The organism is Staphylococcus sp. GDH8C109P (assembly GCF_017893405.1).
GTDB classification, from domain to species: Bacteria; Bacillota; Bacilli; order Staphylococcales; family Staphylococcaceae; genus Staphylococcus; species Staphylococcus cohnii.
Genome location: NZ_JAESMX010000001.1, coordinates 19,469 through 36,073, shown reverse-complemented (window position 1 = coordinate 36,073; position 16,605 = coordinate 19,469). Strand labels below are relative to the sequence as shown.

Sequence of the window (16,605 nt, the reverse complement as noted above, 5' to 3'; positions counted from 1 at the left end):
AGCTTTGCTGAATTAGTAAGATTGATACACAACCAAAATCGTAATATAAAAAAGACTAATCCACTGGATTAGTCCTAATTTTTTAATAGAAGTTGCATCTCACAACTTCTTTAATTTTGTCCATACATTAAAAGTACCAACCATTTACGTTAGTCTGTTAAACTGTCAACGATAATCATTTCATCATAATTAATCGCTTCACGTAATTTTAGCGCAGTAACTTCACTAACTTCTTCGTCTTCAGTAAGTTCATTCAGAACACGACGCTGTTCTCTAAGTGCACCCAATTTAATTTTAGTAATAGAAGTTTCACTTTTTGGATTAAAGAAGTTAGATGGTGTTAAGTTTTCAATTCTCATTAAATAACTATCACAAATCATGCCTACTTCTAATTTATTTTCTTCAGTTGTTTCTTTACCTAAACGACTAACTACACGATAATGCACGGTTCTCATAACATTAGAAATTTCTCTCAAGTTTTCAATCACTGATAATGAAGAAGCTGAGTTCGTTCTCACTTTCGTTTTAATTCTACTTTTTAAAATAAATGTTTTTAATTCCACTTTAATACGTTGAATTAGAGAAGATTGTTTATAAACCTGAGTACGTTCCGCATAGCGCATATAGTTATCTAAGATATTGGTTGTGATATCACCATTAGATACCAAACTATTTAACGTATTATTTTCAACATCAAAAGCGAGTTTTTGTAACCGTTCTAACTCTTTGGTATTTTCATCTTCGTTCTCAACGGTTTTAAGAAATGCCAATTTATCATGATATTCTTTAATAACATTACCATATAGATAACTTGATTCTTCAGAGGATAATTTATTTAAGTGTTCTATAACACTTTCTAAAATATATACCCTTGCTTTTTTAAAGCTCATACCGTGTTGTTTTGGTTGAACCGCATTAGGTGTCACAATAGGTAGCACAAATTGTGCAATAATTAAACTTATAATGACCATACCAGATGCGATAAATAATAAGTCATCTCTAAATACAAACGAATGATGATCTGCCAACATATAAGGTAATGTTAAGGCAATCGCTAAAGAAATTGTCCCATGTACACCACACAACGTCATGATAAAAGCATACATACCACGTTTCGGTGGTTTCTCAGTGACTTTCGTATTATCTTCATAATTCGTAAGTATTTTTTGAAATGGACTGATTGGTAAATAAAAATAAGGATATAATACAAAAACCCATAAAAATCTAAACAAATATATTGCTAAAGCAATTAAAACTGTAACTACAATTAGAAAAATAAAATTATGGGGTTCATTTTCTATAATTCGACCAACAAGTTCTGGAACTAAAAATCCTAAAATAGAAAAAACAAAACCATTTAATGCATAACCCAATATATTCCAGGTATGGTTATAACTCATTTGTAATCTAGTACGTGCTTGTGCAATTCGGTCGCGTTCAAAACCGTGTACCAACCCTGCTACTACAGCTGCAATAATACCTGAAGAATGAAACATTTCAGCAACGAGATATGTAATAAAAGGCGTCACAAGCTGTATAAAAGTAAACATATTTATATTTTCTATACCTCTTCTGGAAAGTGATACTCTAAACCTAACGAGCGCTACGCCAATAATTAAACCGACAATAAATCCACCAATTGAGGATACTAAAAATTGTTCAACTGCATTCACCATCGAAAAGCCACCCGTAATCAATGCAGCTACAGCAATTTTAAAAGATATGATACCGGCAGCATCATTTAATAATGATTCACCTTCTAAAATTGTCATAGAGCCTTTAGGTAGTACTTTACCATTCGTAATTGCTTGAACAGCAACAGCATCAGTGGGACATAAGATTGCAGCTAGTGCAAACGCAGCAGCTAATGGAAGCTCAGGCCAAATCCAATGTACAAATAAGCCAACTACGATTACAGTAGTTACTACAAGACCTAATGCCATCATTAAAACCGGTTTGATATAACGCCTTAAATGCACACGAGAGACTTTTACACCTTCAACAAATAATAGCGGTGCTATCAAGGCAACCATAAATAATTCCGAATCAAAATGGAACTCGACGGGAACCGGCGTAATATACAGTAACATACCGAGGATGATTTGAATAAAAGCTAAAGGAATTTTAGGTAATAGTATATGCACTAAAGAACTTGCGATTACTACCGCTAAAAATATAAGTATTGTTTCGAATATTTGCATGGTTTCACCTCTTTTCAACATTTGAACTTTCATAATTGTTGAGGTTGAAACAAAAATACAATCGTTTATTTATGAACATATTGTGTCTCAAACTCTTACATATCCATTTTTATATGAACAATGATGTTTACCTGATATGTATTTTTTTACATTAACACAATTACAAATATATATAATTTTATCATTTTTTTAGTAACCACTAAAATGTATTGCACTTCAATCTTGATAAAATTTTGTTATTCCACAAACATCAACACTAACAAAACTTTTAAAACATTATATATAGAAATAGCGGATTAGAGATCAAACTTAATTTTGATTTCCAACCCGCCTAGTCTAATACACAACCTACAAGTAGGTTGTATTTAACTTAATACTTATCTTGTTCTTTTTCATTAATTTTATGTCTACGCTCTTCACGTATTTGAGCACGTTTTTTCAATTGTTCAAATGTGTCATTTTCCGAAGCGCTTAATAAGATACTTGTTTGCTTAGGTGCATCACTTTTCCTATACATATAAGCGCCTGTTCGGTATGCTGCTCTGGATATTAAGTGTCCACCTACTGGAGAAGTCAAATTGATAAATACCAATGCTAAAATCATCCTAACACTTAAATAACCTTGTGAAGAAATGAAATAAATAACAACACCTACGAGTGTTAATAATACCGATAATGTAGAACTTTTCGTAGAGGCATGACTTCTTAAAAATACGTCTTGGAACTTAATAAGACCAATTGCACTAATCAAAGCTATAATACTGCCCAAGAACATCATAAAAGCTGCAATTAAATTAACGATTTCGCTTGTTATTTGCATTAAAGACATGCCCCCCTTCTATAAATCTTGAAATAGAAACGGTGCTTACAAATGAAATGATCGCAATCAACAAGATAGAATCTAAGAAAGAAAAAGTACCAAAAACAATACTTAACACACCGACTGTTGACATTAATATAGCACTAGCCGTATCAAATGCAACTACCCTATCAGCCGTCGTTGGTCCCTTTACTAACCTAAACAACGTTAAAATAAGTGCGATACCAAACAAAATAATTGAACTTGTTATAAAGAAATTTATCAGTGATTCGATCATTCTGCCACCTCCAATATGAGACCTTCATATTGTCTAATACTTTTAAGCAGTTTCTGTTTTTCTTTTTCAGAGATATCAATTGCATGTATAAAAATCTTTTTTCTTTCCTTTGAAATTCTAATAACTGTGGAACCAGGTGTAATTATAATTAGAATCGTTAAAAATGAAACTTCCCAATCTGTTTCTAGAGTCGTTTCATATCTAACTAAACCAGGATTTAAGTCTTTCGTTTTAAATAAAATGTAGTTGATTGTCGTCATACTTGATGTAATTAACTGATATAAGTAAACCGTTAAAAATTTAAATGCTACCCAAACTTTTTTTAAATAAAATTGTTGGCCAAAAAAACGATGTAGTATATAAATAACTACTAAACCAATAAGATAACCTGAGAAGAAGGTAGAGGCTTTAAATGATTCTTCATCTTGAAATAGCACCCATAAAAATGCAATGACCATATTAAGTAAGACTTGTCTCATTATTTCTCCTCCTTCACTAAATGAGGATTGACCATTTTTTCATATAATCCATCATCCATATTTAAATGGGTAGCATTATCAGTTACTTTAAAAATCAATGGTGCTGCTAGTCCCATGCCGATAATTGCTGCTACAAGAATGCCGATTAAGCCTTTACGATATCTAGGAATTGGTTTGAAGTCTATATGTTCACCTTTATCAGCATTACCTAAATACATTGTGAAGAAAATTCTAAACAAGCTAAACATACCAATCAGACTTGTTAAAATCATCAAAGTTAAACCAATATAATTACCATTTTCAACAGCACCTTTAAAAATAAACACTTTTCCAGGGAAACCACTAAATGGTGGAACGCCACCAATTGCTAAAATCATTACCACAAATGCTACACCAAAGAATGGTTCTCTTTTAGCTAAACCATATAAATTTTTATATTGTCGATAACCAGTAATATATACCAAGCTACCAATGATAAAGAATAGCAGTGTTTTCACCACAATATCATTTGTCAGATAAAAAATAGCACCATTGACACCTGAAATTGTATTTGATCCTAGGCCTAAAATTATAAAACCAATAGAAAGAATAACTTGATATGCTGCTATTTTTTTAATATCTCGATAAGCCAAGACACCAAATGCACCGATTAACATCGTTATACAAGATAAGACAACCAATAGTGGATGTGTAATACCACTATGATTATCAAATAACAGTGTGAAGAAACGTATCAAAGCATAAGCGCCTACTTTTGTCATTAATGCAGCAAATAATGCTGCTAATTCAGTGTTTAAAACGGCATATGCTTTCGGAAGCCACATGAATAATACAAGCGCAGCTTTGGCGCCAAATGCGATTAAAAACACCATTGAAATAATTACTACTGAACTTTCTCCTTGCATCTCAGTTAGTCTTTGCGCTACTAATGCAAAATTTAAAGTACCAGTAAGTTTATATAATAAACCGATGCCTAATAATAACAACCAAGAACCTAAAATATTAAGTACAACGTAAATAATAGCTGCACGTAACTGTTCTACTGATTGTCCTAACGTAATTAACACAAACGACGCAAGCAACATTACCTCAAACATGACATATATATTAAATAAATCTGCAGTTAAAAACGAACCAATAACGCCTACTGTTAAAAACAGAATAAAACTCGGTAAGTAATAACGAATTGCTCTTTTTTCTCTGCTACCAAAACCATATGCCATAATTAACGTAACGACAAAACTAGATGTCGTGACCATGAGTAAACTCAATGAGTCACCAACAAATTGAATACCATAAGGTGCTTCCCAGCCACCAAAATCTAAAGCAATTGGCTTATGTTGCATAACATAAATCAATAACAATAAAGATATGATTGTCGTAATAGACATTGTGCCAATTGAAAAAATTCTTGATAATCTGCTATGTGTACGGATAAATACCAGTACAAGCGCACATATTGCTGGCAGAAGTAATGGCAGAATTAATAAATTACTCATCATTATCGTCATCACCTCTTAACACATCAATTTCATCTTCTTTAGTAACTCGATACGTTCTATATACGAGTACAAGTAAAAACGCAGTCATGGCAAAACCTATCACAATAGCAGTCAATACAATAGCTTGCAACAATGGATCTACGAAATTTTTACTACCTTCACCAATAAGTGGTTCTACCATATGCTTCCCATAGCGACCCATGCTCATGATAATTAAATTTCCTGCGTGTGTATAAATTGAAATACCTATGACGATACGGATTAAATTGACTGATAATATCATATACGTTCCTATAAATATTAAGAAGCCAATCACCATTAACAATATCAAATTCATGAGCGACCACCACTTATGGATAGCATAACTGTTACTACAACGCCTACAACCGCTAAAACAATGCCAGCTTCAAAAAGCGTAACAGTTGTTAAATGTACTTCACCTAATATCGGTAATTGAACGTATGCATCTGTTTGGTAAAGGAACGGTTTACCAAAGAACATTGGTATGACTGCAGTAGCAAATGATACTAAGGATCCGATGATCATTAATATTCTAAAATCAAGTGGTAAAGCGACTAATACTTGTTTAACGTCGAAGGCCAAGAACATAAGTAAAAATGCAGAACTGAATACAAGTCCACCGATAAATCCACCGCCAGGATTATTATGTCCTGCTAAAAATAAGTAGAACCCGAATGTTAACAATATAAACACAACAATTTTAGTAATTGTTCGTAAGACTACATCATTCTCTTTCATCTTGACCCCTCCGTTCTTTAAAGTTAAGTAATGTATAGATACCCAAACCAGCGATGATTAATACCATACCTTCAAACAAGGTATCCATAGCACGAAAATCACCAAGAATAGCATTTACAATATTTTTACCGCCTGCAAGTTTATATGCGTCGTGATAAAAAGTTGAAATTGTTGGCATAGTTTGACCTTGCTGAGCAATGAAAACAAGTGTAACTACAGTAACCGCCATCATTAATGAAACAACAATCTTAACAGCTTCTCGTTTCTTATGAACTTTTGAACGTGGTACGTTTGGTAAGCGTGAAAAACTTACAATAAACAATATTGTAGTTATTGTTTCTACCACTAATTGCGTTAGCGCTAAGTCTGGTGCTTTCATTAAAATGAAGAATATCGTTACACAGTAACCAATAATGCCGTTTAATATTACCATCGTTAAACGTTGACGAATAAACGTTAAAGCAATACCTAAAATAAAAACAACAATTAACGTGATGATTTCTAATGGGCCAAATTCACTGACATGTATCTGTTTAACGTCAGGAAACCCAGCTTGGATGATTCCATAAACAACTACTATGATGAAAACCGCTAACGTTAATATAATATAATGATTCAAACGGTTATTCATCAATGTACGAATACTATAACCTGAATAATTTTCAAACTGTTTATATGAGTCTAAATAAACATCTGTTATAGATTTGACTCTAATCTTTTCAGATTGTTTTTTCCAATCAATTTTTAGCGCTGCTATAAAACCTACAATAATCACAATGAAACTTAACAACAGTGGTAAATTAAATCCGTGCCATTGTGATATATGCGGTGCAATATTATCTACTTTTTCTCCAATTGTGATACTTCGTAATGCCGGTAAAATAATATGATGTCCAAATAAATTTGGCACAAAAAACACAATCGGCAACAAAATCATCATAATTGCAGAAGGTAGTGTAAATAAAAATGGCTCATGGGGACTTTGTACTGGTGAATCATTATGTTTAAAGTCTCCCCAGAAAACTTCCTTAATCATGTAAACTGCATAAATAAGCGTGAAAATACTAGCAACAACACCTATCACTGCAATAATGATTGTTAATATGATATTAAACTGAGGTAATTGGTATGAACTTACCAAACCATCAAAAAACATTTCTTTACTTAAGAAACCATTTAGAAATGGAATACCAGCCATAGATAAAGCTGAAAGTAACATAACTACATGTGTAATTGGCAGTACTTTTCTTAATCCAGACAATTTGCGTATATCTCTCGTACCTGTTTCATGATCAATGATACCAACGCCCATAAACAAAGCACCTTTAAATAACGCATGATTCATCAAATGGAAAAGTCCTGCGAAGAGAATAAGACTGTAAACTTTAGATAGTTCACCAGTGGTATGTTGTGCAAAGCCTCCACCGAGACCGACCATAGAAACAATCATACCTAGTTGACTGATTGTAGAGTAAGCTAAAATACCTTTTAAATCATATTGTCGAGTGGCATTAACCGCCCCAAAAATCATTGTTATCAATCCAACAAAAGTGACACAATAAATATAAAAATCACTTAACCCTAAAACAGGCGTAAATCTAAATAGTAAAAATATACCTGCTTTTACCATTGTGGCAGAGTGTAAATAAGCACTCACGGGTGTCGGTGCTTCCATCGCTTTTGGTAACCAAATATGGAATGGAAATTGTGCTGATTTAGTAAATGCACCTAAAAGTAACAAGATAATAATCGGTATAAACAACTGACTATCCGCTATTTTGTCACTTTGCGCAATGATCGATGTAATAGAATTTGTACCTGTAACAATATAAATCATGATAAAACCTGTTAATAGTGCAAGACCACCAAAAACTGTGATCATAAATGATTGGATAGCACCAAATTGACTTGCACCTTTACTGTACCAGTAAGCAATAAGTAAGAAAGATGATACACTCGTCAATTCCCAGAATACATACATCAAAATTGTATTATTTGCTGTAACAATACCCAGCATACTGAACATAAATAACAATAAATATATATAAAAACGTGGTAAATGATCATGTTCTTTTGATAAGTATTGTGTAGCGTAATAAAACACTGCTAGTGCAATGAGAGATATTAACAAACTAAAAAATAAACTTAATCCATCTAGTCTAAAATCTATATTTATATCCAATAATGTGAGCCAAGGAATTTTAATTGATACAAATTGCCCTTTCATCACTTGTGGCAATTGCCATAGAAAATAAACAGAAGAAATGATTGGAGCGATTAAAGCGATTGGCCCAGCAAATTTATGAAATTTTCGTTTCGTCATTGTGAGCAAAAGTACCATCATAATTAAAACGATCGCACTCAGTAAATAAACTAAACTCATCCTATACCCCTTTAACTATAATTTACAAATTTAAAGCTATCGTTGTTTTGCTAGATTTTGTAGAAATGCCTATAAACTTCATTGTTTCAAAGGTTGTTTGATGTCCTAAGTACTTTTGAATAATCGATATTGAAATACCTGATTGATAAGCATGATAGGCAAATGTTTTACGCAACGTCGTCAAACCAATATGTAACATCCCTAAATCTTCTGCAGCAAGATGAATAATGCGATAAGCTTGCTGGCGCGATAAACCTTTTAACGTCCTATTAGACTGAAATAACAACTCATCATTCTTCAATTGTTGTTCTGATATATATGTCATTAATTCATTTCTCAAAGTTTCTGGTAATCTAATCTGAATTTTAGGTGCATGCGTCTCTATCCAATAGTGTTTGATATCATCGTCCTCTATTTTCACATCACTTACATTTAAATTTAATAATGAGGAAAGCTTCACACCAGTATGTATTGCAAACTTAAACAACAGATAATCACGCATGGATTTGGCTTTTAAAACCTCATACATCGCTTTTATCTCATTAGTATTCCTAATAGGGTCTACTTGATTCATAAATTCACCTCTGAATTAATTAATGTTGCATATTTAATGATATAGCATGTTTTTGTCACATGAAAGTATTTTGTCTAATTTTTTCAAATTTTTTTGACCCATTTGAAATTTAATAACGATATATATAGTGAAAGGAGGTTAGACAAATGAACCAAATCAGTCACTTAGCCGTCACTATGTCACGAATAACATATGACAAAGACGGAAAAGCTACACAATTTAAACGTCACTTTGCAAATCTGAATACCCAATCAACAACTGATCAAATTAAAAGTTTCAAATCTATCATCGAACAAATCACTGGAGAAAAATTTGAAACAGTGGAAATCATTAAAACTGAAACAGTTAATTAAGGAGGTTAAATATTATGAGTCAAACTTTAGAACTTATATTCAATGATGCTGTAAACAAAGACATTAAATTACAATTACCCAAAATAGAGCACTTCATCAATGAAAGCACAGTGAAAGATGGGATGAACAAATTAGTTGCTCTAGATATCTTGCGTCCTAAGGCGGGGATTCCTACTACAGTGCGTGCAGCACAAATCATAGATAAATCTACAAAATTAATTTTTGAAAGTTAAATCAATAAAATTTTAAACGCATGTATCATTTTTCTAGTGAATTTGTATGGTCACTGAAACTGAAGTAAACAAATTATATAAACAATCGTAGCAGTCCGATGCACATAAGCATTAGGCTGCTACCTTGTTTTAAATAAAAAAAGTGACAAAACAACGAAACAAATTGCATTCGCTTTTTATCACATATACGATATTATTTATGATTTTTTGTTTCTAATCGGTCTTAATCTAACTGTATCACCGAAAAAAATCTTACTTTTTCCTAATTTTTTACACATAGCATATTGTCCAAAAACTTCTGTCACTTGAGCAAGATTTTTATATGATTTCCTAGGATTTAATACTTCAATAAATTGTTCTTTTTGAATTCCTTCATTACTTCCTGCACCTATAAAAAAAGTTTCTTCATCTAATAAGCGTATGATTGAAAGTTGTTTCAATGTAAATTGTCACCACTTCTATATATTTTTAAACCACCAAAAATTTATCTTACTAATTTTTATAGGTCTTGATTTTCAATTTAAATCTAATAATTTTCCTTTTATTATAACATCAACATAAGTATTTTATTATATTTCATTAGTTGTGTACATCATTTTACACTATCCTCTTTTATAAATAGAAAAGAGCATAGGAAAATCCACACCTTTCCTATATAATATAATTATCTCAGGAGAAAGCGTGATTTAATGATATTTTTATATTTAGTGGGAATTGTTGCTGGGATGGTTGTTCCTTTTCAAACATCGATAAATTCAAGATTAAGTCTTTATACGAAGTCTTCATTCTATGCATCTACAATTTCTTTTGCTACTGGAACTATCTTTTTAATCTTAATCAATATAATTACTAATCCACATGTTTTTACTACTGATTTTTATAGTAATCAATCATTGAGTTACATATGGTTTGTCGGCGGTATATTAGGTGTTATTTTTCTTACCGGGAATTTATTATTACTGCCGAGATTAGGTGCATCTTTAACCGTCGTAATGACAGTTGCCGGCCAAATTATTATGGGCGTTACAATTGATACTTTTGGTTGGTTTGGCGCAGATGTAGAGCCTTTTACTATATTTAAAGTATTAGGTATTCTCTTTTTAATGCTCGGTATCATACTTATGAATTATGTACGTAGCAATCCCAAAGATAAAAACATGAATGCTCAAGTATATATTTGGTTGATCATCGGTTTTGTATTCGGCTTTTGTCCGCCAATACAAACTGCGATTAATAGCGCATTAGGACAACAGTTACATTCATCCATTTTAGCATCTTTAATTTCGTTTACGATTGGTACAATAGCATTATTCATTCTAACATTAATCTTCAATAGAACACTTAAGATGAAGGCTTATGATCAACAAAAAGGCAAATTAAAACCAATTTATTTCATTGGCGGCATTCTTGGAGTGATTTTTGTCACTACCAATATTGTATTGATGCCTCACCTAGGTGCTGCATTAACTACAATTATTGTGATGTTAGGTCAAATGTTAATGGGCATAATTATTGATCACTTTGGATTATTAGGTACTTATGTTAATAAAATTACCAAGCGAAAAATCATTGGCATCATCGCTATGATGATTGGCATCGTACTTTTAAGATTGTTTTAAGTAACAATAGCCTAGAACGTAAAATACAATTATAATTTATTCAAAAAATTTAAGTCTGCCTACCTCACTCATCATAACAGTCCTTGGGTGTGTGTTAATGATAAGAAGCTAAGACAATTAATTTGTCTTAGCTTCTTTTTTCTGTGGCGCAATAGTTATAAACGCAGTATAATCAATACAATAATACATCTAGAGGTGACAAATTTTGAAACGTATTCTTATCATATTGATCACGTTATTAACGCTTTTTAGCACAATCGCTTTATCTTTATGGTTTTATTTAAAGACACATAGTAGTAACTTTGAAAAACGCATCGAAACAATTAAAATTTCCTATAAAAAATCATCACTCTTTATAGGAAGACAAGAGCCCTCTCAGCTAGTAACTATCAATTATGATGCATCTCAAGGTGCCATCCATGACTGGTTCGTACAAACAGAAACAAAAGTAACACAAAACCAACCACTCTTTGAGTATTATAATCCTCGCATAGAACAGCTTATCGCTCAAAAACAAAAAATATTAGCGCAACTCATTAAAACTAATAAATCTACTACAGCGGAACTTATGAACTTAAAAACTGAAATATCCCACTTACAATCTAAACTGCGTACTACAATTTTCTCACCGATATCCGGTACCGTTATCATAAACCCTTCGCATATGCTTTCACAAAACCTACCCTTTATCCAAATCTATGATCCTAAACCTGTCATAAGAGCAGAGATTTCTGAGAAAGAAAAACACGACTTACATATCAAAGACAAAGTAAAGATAAATAGTGATATTACAAATAATAGTTTTGGTACGATTACACATATATCTAAACTTCCGATCAATCAAAAAAATTTGACTGAACCATCTAAATATTTGCTTGAAATTTCACCAAATTCTGATCACATTTTTGGTGAACATGTGAAAATCGAAAAACCAACTACTCTGATAGAAATACCACGTACTGCAATAGATAATGAACAATTTGTTTATTTGCAAAGAAATAAAAAATTTATTAAAAAGGTTATTAAATCAGAAAAATCGGGTAATAAAAAAACTATGCTTATCATTGAAGGTTTAAAACCTGGAGATATCATAGCTAGAAATGTTGACACTGTGCGGTCCAAAAATTAGATGTGCACAGTATAAATACAATAAATCTTTAAAATATAATTTGTTTTTTACAGTTTTTATCAAATAGTGGTAAATTGTAAATTTAGAGCAATTATTATAATTAAATGATTGGTGTTTAAATAATTGAATTAATAAATTTAAACATTACCGTACCGTTTAATCAGTTTTATGTTTACTTGCTATTTTAATTTAGTTATAATAAACTAAATAATGCTAGTTTTAATATATTTTACCCAAATATATCAGAGCTGTAAATTATGATAAAAACTTTGTATTCAACTTTGAATTAAGACAAATTATTATACAAAAACATTTTTAATATGTATATTAGATTGGGCATATAAATTAGGGAGGAATTAAAAATGGCTATCACCAAAATAAATGACTGTTTTGAACTATTAGCAATGGTAACGTATGCTGATAAATTAAAAAGTATTATCAAAAAAGAGTTTTCAGTAAGTTTCGAAGAATTCGCTGTATTAACATATATTAGTGAACATGAAAGTGAAGAATATTATCTAAAAGATATTATCAATCATTTAAATTATAAACAACCTCAAGTTGTTAAAGCGGTTAAAAACTTATCTCAAGAAGATTATTTTGATAAAAAGCGTAATGAACATGATGAAAGAACAGTTTTAATATTAGTTGATTCTAAACAACGTAAAAAAATCAATGAATTATTATCACGTGTTAACAAGCGTATTCAAGAAGCAAATGATGAAAAAGAAGTATAACTAACTTTAGCTTCCCACGTAATATATCTATCAACATAAAAAACCACTTCGCCGAATTAATTTGGTGAAGTGGTTTTTTATATATCGAAAAATTTTTAATGTCTTATTCTATCTCGCTTTTGCATCTTTTATGTTTTTGAATGTCTTCGTTTTTTTCATACTTAAAACTTAACATTTGTAATCAAAAAATAAACATCGCATTTTTTAACAATATTATCCTTCTAAGTATTCATTTGCTTTTATAAACGCTAAAAAGACGTCTAAAAAGTGGTTTGGTTCTTCAACATGAGGTGCGTGCCCTGATTGGTTGAAGTCAACTATTTCTAAATTATGAAATACTTGATCATATTCGCGCTTCATTTCTTTAGTAATTAATGGATCATAATTACCATTTACAATTAGTGTGGGAATATTCGTTTGTTCAAGTACAATGTTTTGATTATATACAGGAAATTCCATTAATGCTCTTGTAGCTATCGCGCTTTCTTCAGCCGATTGTCTATTATAAATCAACTGTGATTGAAACCATTTTTTAGCTTTTTCTTGGTCTTTATACATATAAGGTAATAATAAAATCAGAGATTCTGATTTATCAAATCCTTCTATTTCGTCGTCATGTTCAATCATTAATTTGTTTAACTCCAATACACTATCAATAAGATTACATGCAATTAAAGTTAATGACGCAACCATGTATTCATATTTATCACCAAAATGTTTAGCAATAAGTCCACCCATATCATGACCAATTAAATGCGCTTTTTCAATATTTAACTTTTTCATTAATAATTTCAAATCTTCTACGTGGTCTTTTAAATGATACGCATTAGGTTTTGAAGACTTACCATGTCCTCTAACATCATAAGTAATGACATCATAATTATGTTTTAATTCATCTTTTAAACTACATAGAGAAGCTAAATTACCATCTAAACCATGAATTAAAATTATAGGAAAGCCTAGACCCTCACGGATGTATGCCAATTTAGTGTTACAACTAATTTCTACTTTTTCCATTGTGGGCCACCTCCTTATATGGTTTATATACCCTCGATTTATGATGCATATGCTCAATTTCAAATATTTAACTGCAACATTTCTTTTTACTATGACCTTATAGTATTGGGCTTTAAAAATTAAAAAACTCAACCTGCACTTAATGTTTTTAGCACATTAAATGTAAGTTGAGTATATGCGACTTATTATGTTACAACACCACCAAGTAATTAAGAAACTTTAATTTCTTGAAGATATTCTAATTGTGTAATAAATTATGACAATTAATAATAATACCCAAATAACAATAGATGCAATTTGTGTAATCACTGGATTGCTAACCATCGCGTCTATTGTTTTTTGGCAAAATAATAGGCCAATTCCAGTAAATTCTAATCTTTTAAAATAGACACCTGAAATACTAAATATAATACCTACAAAAAAGATAAATTGATGCGCATATAATGAGACAGCAACGATACCTAAATTAAATCCAAAAGCATGCGCGAATACCAAGATAAGTGCTGCTGCTGCAACACTGAGCCCTATCACTCTTTCAAATTTATTACTATAGAGATAATTTTTCCAATCAATCCTCAAATAAATGAAGATTGAAATAGGTAAAATAATTAAACAATAAAAAATGGATAAGCCAGTCGCTGCTTGGAACGGCACATATTGTTTATCATACAAGTAAGATAATAAAATAAAATTGATAATAAAAAATACAATTGGATTTAATTGTAATGTAAATAAATTGCGTTGAATCGTTAAAATTATTTCAGCTGGTGATTTCTTTCTGTATTCTATATAATCCAAATCTTGTGCTTCTGATTTCTTTAACTCTTTTTTTAATTTTCCTTTAATATCATCTATAAGATTGGGAGAAAGACCTTTATGAGTGAAATAATCATTGATATTTTCTATTAATACTTTGTCATTGACTCTCATGATAGGCTCCTTTTTTGTTAAATAAGTATTTTATTTATTAATAAAATTAGACTTTCACTTATTGTAACAATAAAATAACCGACAAGTATATAGCTTTAAACTTGTCGGTTATTATTCATTTTAATAATTACAAGCGAAGATTATTTACCAATATCAATACGATAAAGTTTAATATTTTTATCACTAGGTGATGGAGAACTGAACTGATAAGATACTTGATTGTCTTGAACATATCCAAAATTGCCTGTTACTTTATTATAATGTTCACGAGCAACTGCTTCATTGCTTACAGCATTTTTCACTTCTTTATATGATGGTCCATTTGTATCGTTGTAACTCATTGATACACGTATAATCTTACCATTATTTTTCTTACCATCTGCAGTTACCACAAGGACACCATTATCTTTTTTAAATTCATAATAATGTTCTGAGCCATCAGGTTTATATGAATAAACTGGTTTTTTATTATTTTTTAATACTGATTGAATAGAACTTCCTAATTTCGCGCCTTCTAATGATTTATCACCATGTTGTAATTCATTAACACTTTGGATAGAGTTCCCTGATGCTGCTTCAGCACTTCCGGCAGAAATACCAGAAAATGCCAAACCTGTAACTAAAACTGCTGCACATATTTTTTTCATAAGCACTCTCTCCTTTATATTTAACTTACCTTCATTGTGCTTATTCACATTGTACTATAAATATTACTAAAATAACAGTGATGTTACAAAAAGATTACAAAACAGTGCAGCATTGTAATATCTCAAAAATATATCATTCCGTTAAAATTAAGATACTAATTGAAGATGTTGTTCTATAAATCTGTTCACATCGTTGATAAATTTATCTCTTTCTTCTACAAACGGATATAATCCAGACGCTTCGAAAACTTCAAATTGGGTATTTCCGATATAATCCGCAACTTCTTTTGCTTCAAATATTGTTGTTCTTTCTCCGTGTTGTCCAACAATAATTAATGTAGGTAAATCTAATGATTTCAAATAATGCATAACATTATTATCAATAAATGATTGTTTTACCGCTTCAATTTCTGATTTCGTAGATAAGCTATTCGTATTTTCAACTTGTTTTAAGAATTTTTTTGCTTTTCTTTTAGAATAATATAATTGTTTATCAAGGAATTTTTGTTGTGTTTCATCATCCCAATTTCTAATTTTATCTGAATATTTTCTATATAAACGCTCTTCAGGCGTGATGTCATTCAATAATGTAGGATTCACCATCGTTAATGATGACACTGTTTCTGGGTATTGTGTTGCAAATAATGCAGCAATTGAACCACCTAATTCGTGGGCTATGATAGAACATTCATGAATGTATAGATAATCTAATAATTCCTTAATGTCTTTTGCATATGTTTTGAAATTGATTTCATTCGGTTTATCGGAATAGCCATGACCTCTTAAATCAATAAGTACTACCTGATAATCTTTATTAAATTTAGTTTCTAAATCATTAAACACTGAAAAGTTATCAAAAGCAGTATGTATCATGACAATTGCTTTACCTTCGCCGCTCGTCTTGTAATTTAATGCGATACCATCACTTGTTGTAAATAAGTTCAT

19 protein-coding genes are annotated in these 16,605 nt (G+C 30.9%); 5 read left to right on the top strand and 14 right to left on the bottom strand.

The features are described 5' to 3' along the window. Nucleotides 1-149 precede the first annotated feature (149 nt). The 9 genes from KA867_RS00180 to KA867_RS00140 all read right to left on the bottom strand — a co-directional run bounded on the left by KA867_RS00180 (nucleotide 150) and on the right by KA867_RS00140 (nucleotide 8,995). Nucleotides 150-2,201 carry a cation:proton antiporter gene (locus KA867_RS00180; RefSeq protein WP_210136661.1) on the bottom strand — a complete coding sequence of 684 codons (2,052 nt, stop codon included), beginning with the start codon at nucleotides 2,199-2,201 and terminating at the stop codon, nucleotides 150-152. Between the two features lie 370 nt (nucleotides 2,202-2,571). Continuing rightward, a complete protein-coding gene (locus tag KA867_RS00175; protein WP_019468407.1) occupies nucleotides 2,572-3,021 on the bottom strand; it encodes a Na+/H+ antiporter subunit G in 450 nt (149 codons plus the stop codon). Next, nucleotides 2,996-3,298, bottom strand: a complete 303-nt coding sequence (gene mnhF2 / locus KA867_RS00170) for a Na+/H+ antiporter Mnh2 subunit F (protein ID WP_019468408.1) — start codon at nucleotides 3,296-3,298, stop codon at nucleotides 2,996-2,998. Before mnhF2 ends, KA867_RS00175 begins: the two co-directional genes overlap by 26 nt. Further along, on the bottom strand, nucleotides 3,295-3,777 hold the full coding sequence (gene mnhE2, locus KA867_RS00165) for a Na+/H+ antiporter Mnh2 subunit E (RefSeq protein ID WP_040029960.1): 483 nt from the start codon (nucleotides 3,775-3,777) through the stop codon (nucleotides 3,295-3,297). The genes mnhF2 and mnhE2 overlap by 4 nt, the downstream gene beginning before the upstream one ends. After that, nucleotides 3,777-5,279 carry a Na+/H+ antiporter Mnh2 subunit D gene (gene mnhD2, locus KA867_RS00160; RefSeq protein ID WP_210136660.1) on the bottom strand — a complete coding sequence of 501 codons (1,503 nt, stop codon included), beginning with the start codon at nucleotides 5,277-5,279 and terminating at the stop codon, nucleotides 3,777-3,779. The genes mnhE2 and mnhD2 overlap by 1 nt, the downstream gene beginning before the upstream one ends. Further along, nucleotides 5,269-5,616: a Na+/H+ antiporter Mnh2 subunit C gene (mnhC2, locus tag KA867_RS00155; protein ID WP_210136659.1), complete on the bottom strand. Its 348-nt coding sequence runs from the start codon at nucleotides 5,614-5,616 to the stop codon at nucleotides 5,269-5,271. The genes mnhD2 and mnhC2 overlap by 11 nt, the downstream gene beginning before the upstream one ends. Then, nucleotides 5,613-6,038 carry a Na+/H+ antiporter Mnh2 subunit B gene (mnhB2, locus tag KA867_RS00150; RefSeq protein ID WP_019468412.1) on the bottom strand — a complete coding sequence of 142 codons (426 nt, stop codon included), beginning with the start codon at nucleotides 6,036-6,038 and terminating at the stop codon, nucleotides 5,613-5,615. Before mnhB2 ends, mnhC2 begins: the two co-directional genes overlap by 4 nt. Beyond that, nucleotides 6,025-8,421 carry a DUF4040 family protein gene (locus KA867_RS00145; protein ID WP_210136658.1) on the bottom strand — a complete coding sequence of 799 codons (2,397 nt, stop codon included), beginning with the start codon at nucleotides 8,419-8,421 and terminating at the stop codon, nucleotides 6,025-6,027. Before KA867_RS00145 ends, mnhB2 begins: the two co-directional genes overlap by 14 nt. A gap of 22 nt (nucleotides 8,422-8,443) precedes the next feature. Then, a complete protein-coding gene (locus KA867_RS00140) occupies nucleotides 8,444-8,995 on the bottom strand; it encodes a tyrosine-type recombinase/integrase (RefSeq protein WP_107386496.1) in 552 nt (183 codons plus the stop codon). 146 nt (nucleotides 8,996-9,141) lie between these two features. On the opposite strand from KA867_RS00140, the gene sroA reads away from it, so the two are divergent. Beyond that, nucleotides 9,142-9,348 (top strand): sigS mRNA-stabilizing protein SroA, encoded by a 207-nt coding sequence (gene sroA / locus KA867_RS00135; RefSeq protein ID WP_210136657.1) that lies wholly within the window; start codon nucleotides 9,142-9,144, stop codon nucleotides 9,346-9,348. A gap of 14 nt (nucleotides 9,349-9,362) precedes the next feature. Further along, entirely contained in the window at nucleotides 9,363-9,581 is a 219-nt protein-coding gene (locus KA867_RS00130; RefSeq protein ID WP_019468416.1) for a DUF2922 domain-containing protein, read from the top strand. Nucleotides 9,582-9,778: 197 nt separating this feature from the next. On the opposite strand, the gene KA867_RS00125 is transcribed toward KA867_RS00130, so the two are convergent. Continuing rightward, nucleotides 9,779-10,021, bottom strand: coding sequence for a hypothetical protein (locus KA867_RS00125; RefSeq protein ID WP_210136656.1), 243 nt, complete (start codon nucleotides 10,019-10,021; stop codon nucleotides 9,779-9,781). Between the two features lie 249 nt (nucleotides 10,022-10,270). Here KA867_RS00125 and KA867_RS00120 point away from each other — a divergent pair, with 249 nt between their 5' ends. The 3 genes from KA867_RS00120 (at nucleotide 10,271) to sarA (ending at nucleotide 13,066) form a co-directional block, all read left to right on the top strand. Further along, entirely contained in the window at nucleotides 10,271-11,200 is a 930-nt protein-coding gene (locus KA867_RS00120; RefSeq protein ID WP_210136655.1) for a DMT family transporter, read from the top strand. Between the two features lie 205 nt (nucleotides 11,201-11,405). After that, the gene (locus tag KA867_RS00115; RefSeq protein ID WP_210136654.1) at nucleotides 11,406-12,329 is read left to right on the top strand and encodes an efflux RND transporter periplasmic adaptor subunit; all 924 of its coding nucleotides are present in this window, start codon (nucleotides 11,406-11,408) and stop codon (nucleotides 12,327-12,329) included. 362 nt (nucleotides 12,330-12,691) lie between these two features. Then, nucleotides 12,692-13,066 (top strand): global transcriptional regulator SarA, encoded by a 375-nt coding sequence (gene sarA, locus KA867_RS00110; protein WP_019468421.1) that lies wholly within the window; start codon nucleotides 12,692-12,694, stop codon nucleotides 13,064-13,066. 213 nt (nucleotides 13,067-13,279) lie between these two features. Here the strand turns inward: sarA and KA867_RS00105 are convergent, their stop codons facing one another. The 4 genes from KA867_RS00105 to KA867_RS00090 all read right to left on the bottom strand — a co-directional run bounded on the left by KA867_RS00105 (nucleotide 13,280) and on the right by KA867_RS00090 (nucleotide 16,605). Continuing rightward, nucleotides 13,280-14,083, bottom strand: a complete 804-nt coding sequence (locus tag KA867_RS00105; RefSeq protein ID WP_210136653.1) for an alpha/beta fold hydrolase — start codon at nucleotides 14,081-14,083, stop codon at nucleotides 13,280-13,282. Nucleotides 14,084-14,302: 219 nt separating this feature from the next. Further along, the gene (locus tag KA867_RS00100) at nucleotides 14,303-15,013 is read right to left on the bottom strand and encodes a hypothetical protein (protein WP_019468423.1); all 711 of its coding nucleotides are present in this window, start codon (nucleotides 15,011-15,013) and stop codon (nucleotides 14,303-14,305) included. Between the two features lie 140 nt (nucleotides 15,014-15,153). Then, a complete protein-coding gene (locus KA867_RS00095; protein ID WP_210136652.1) occupies nucleotides 15,154-15,660 on the bottom strand; it encodes an SA0570 family protein in 507 nt (168 codons plus the stop codon). Nucleotides 15,661-15,807: 147 nt separating this feature from the next. Beyond that, nucleotides 15,808-16,605 carry an alpha/beta fold hydrolase gene (locus tag KA867_RS00090; protein WP_210136651.1) on the bottom strand — a complete coding sequence of 266 codons (798 nt, stop codon included), beginning with the start codon at nucleotides 16,603-16,605 and terminating at the stop codon, nucleotides 15,808-15,810.

Bases quoted from the DNA above. Each gene is read 5' to 3' on its own strand.
- KA867_RS00180 (WP_210136661.1), bottom strand. From the start codon at position 2,201: ATGCAAATATTCGAAACAATACTTATATTTTTAGCGGTAGTAATCGCA.
- KA867_RS00175 (WP_019468407.1), bottom strand. From the start codon at position 3,021: ATGCAAATAACAAGCGAAATCGTTAATTTAATTGCAGCTTTTATGATG.
- mnhF2 (WP_019468408.1), bottom strand. From the start codon at position 3,298: ATGATCGAATCACTGATAAATTTCTTTATAACAAGTTCAATTATTTTG.
- mnhE2 (WP_040029960.1), bottom strand. From the start codon at position 3,777: ATGAGACAAGTCTTACTTAATATGGTCATTGCATTTTTATGGGTGCTA.
- mnhD2 (WP_210136660.1), bottom strand. From the start codon at position 5,279: ATGATGAGTAATTTATTAATTCTGCCATTACTTCTGCCAGCAATATGT.
- mnhC2 (WP_210136659.1), bottom strand. From the start codon at position 5,616: ATGAATTTGATATTGTTAATGGTGATTGGCTTCTTAATATTTATAGGA.
- mnhB2 (WP_019468412.1), bottom strand. From the start codon at position 6,038: ATGAAAGAGAATGATGTAGTCTTACGAACAATTACTAAAATTGTTGTG.
- KA867_RS00145 (WP_210136658.1), bottom strand. From the start codon at position 8,421: ATGAGTTTAGTTTATTTACTGAGTGCGATCGTTTTAATTATGATGGTA.
- KA867_RS00140 (WP_107386496.1), bottom strand. From the start codon at position 8,995: ATGAATCAAGTAGACCCTATTAGGAATACTAATGAGATAAAAGCGATG.
- sroA (WP_210136657.1), top strand. From the start codon at position 9,142: ATGAACCAAATCAGTCACTTAGCCGTCACTATGTCACGAATAACATAT.
- KA867_RS00130 (WP_019468416.1), top strand. From the start codon at position 9,363: ATGAGTCAAACTTTAGAACTTATATTCAATGATGCTGTAAACAAAGAC.
- KA867_RS00120 (WP_210136655.1), top strand. From the start codon at position 10,271: ATGATATTTTTATATTTAGTGGGAATTGTTGCTGGGATGGTTGTTCCT.
- sarA (WP_019468421.1), top strand. From the start codon at position 12,692: ATGGCTATCACCAAAATAAATGACTGTTTTGAACTATTAGCAATGGTA.
- KA867_RS00105 (WP_210136653.1), bottom strand. From the start codon at position 14,083: ATGGAAAAAGTAGAAATTAGTTGTAACACTAAATTGGCATACATCCGT.
- KA867_RS00100 (WP_019468423.1), bottom strand. From the start codon at position 15,013: ATGAGAGTCAATGACAAAGTATTAATAGAAAATATCAATGATTATTTC.
- KA867_RS00095 (WP_210136652.1), bottom strand. From the start codon at position 15,660: ATGAAAAAAATATGTGCAGCAGTTTTAGTTACAGGTTTGGCATTTTCT.
- KA867_RS00090 (WP_210136651.1), bottom strand. From the start codon at position 16,605: ATGAACTTATTTACAACAAGTGATGGTATCGCATTAAATTACAAGACG.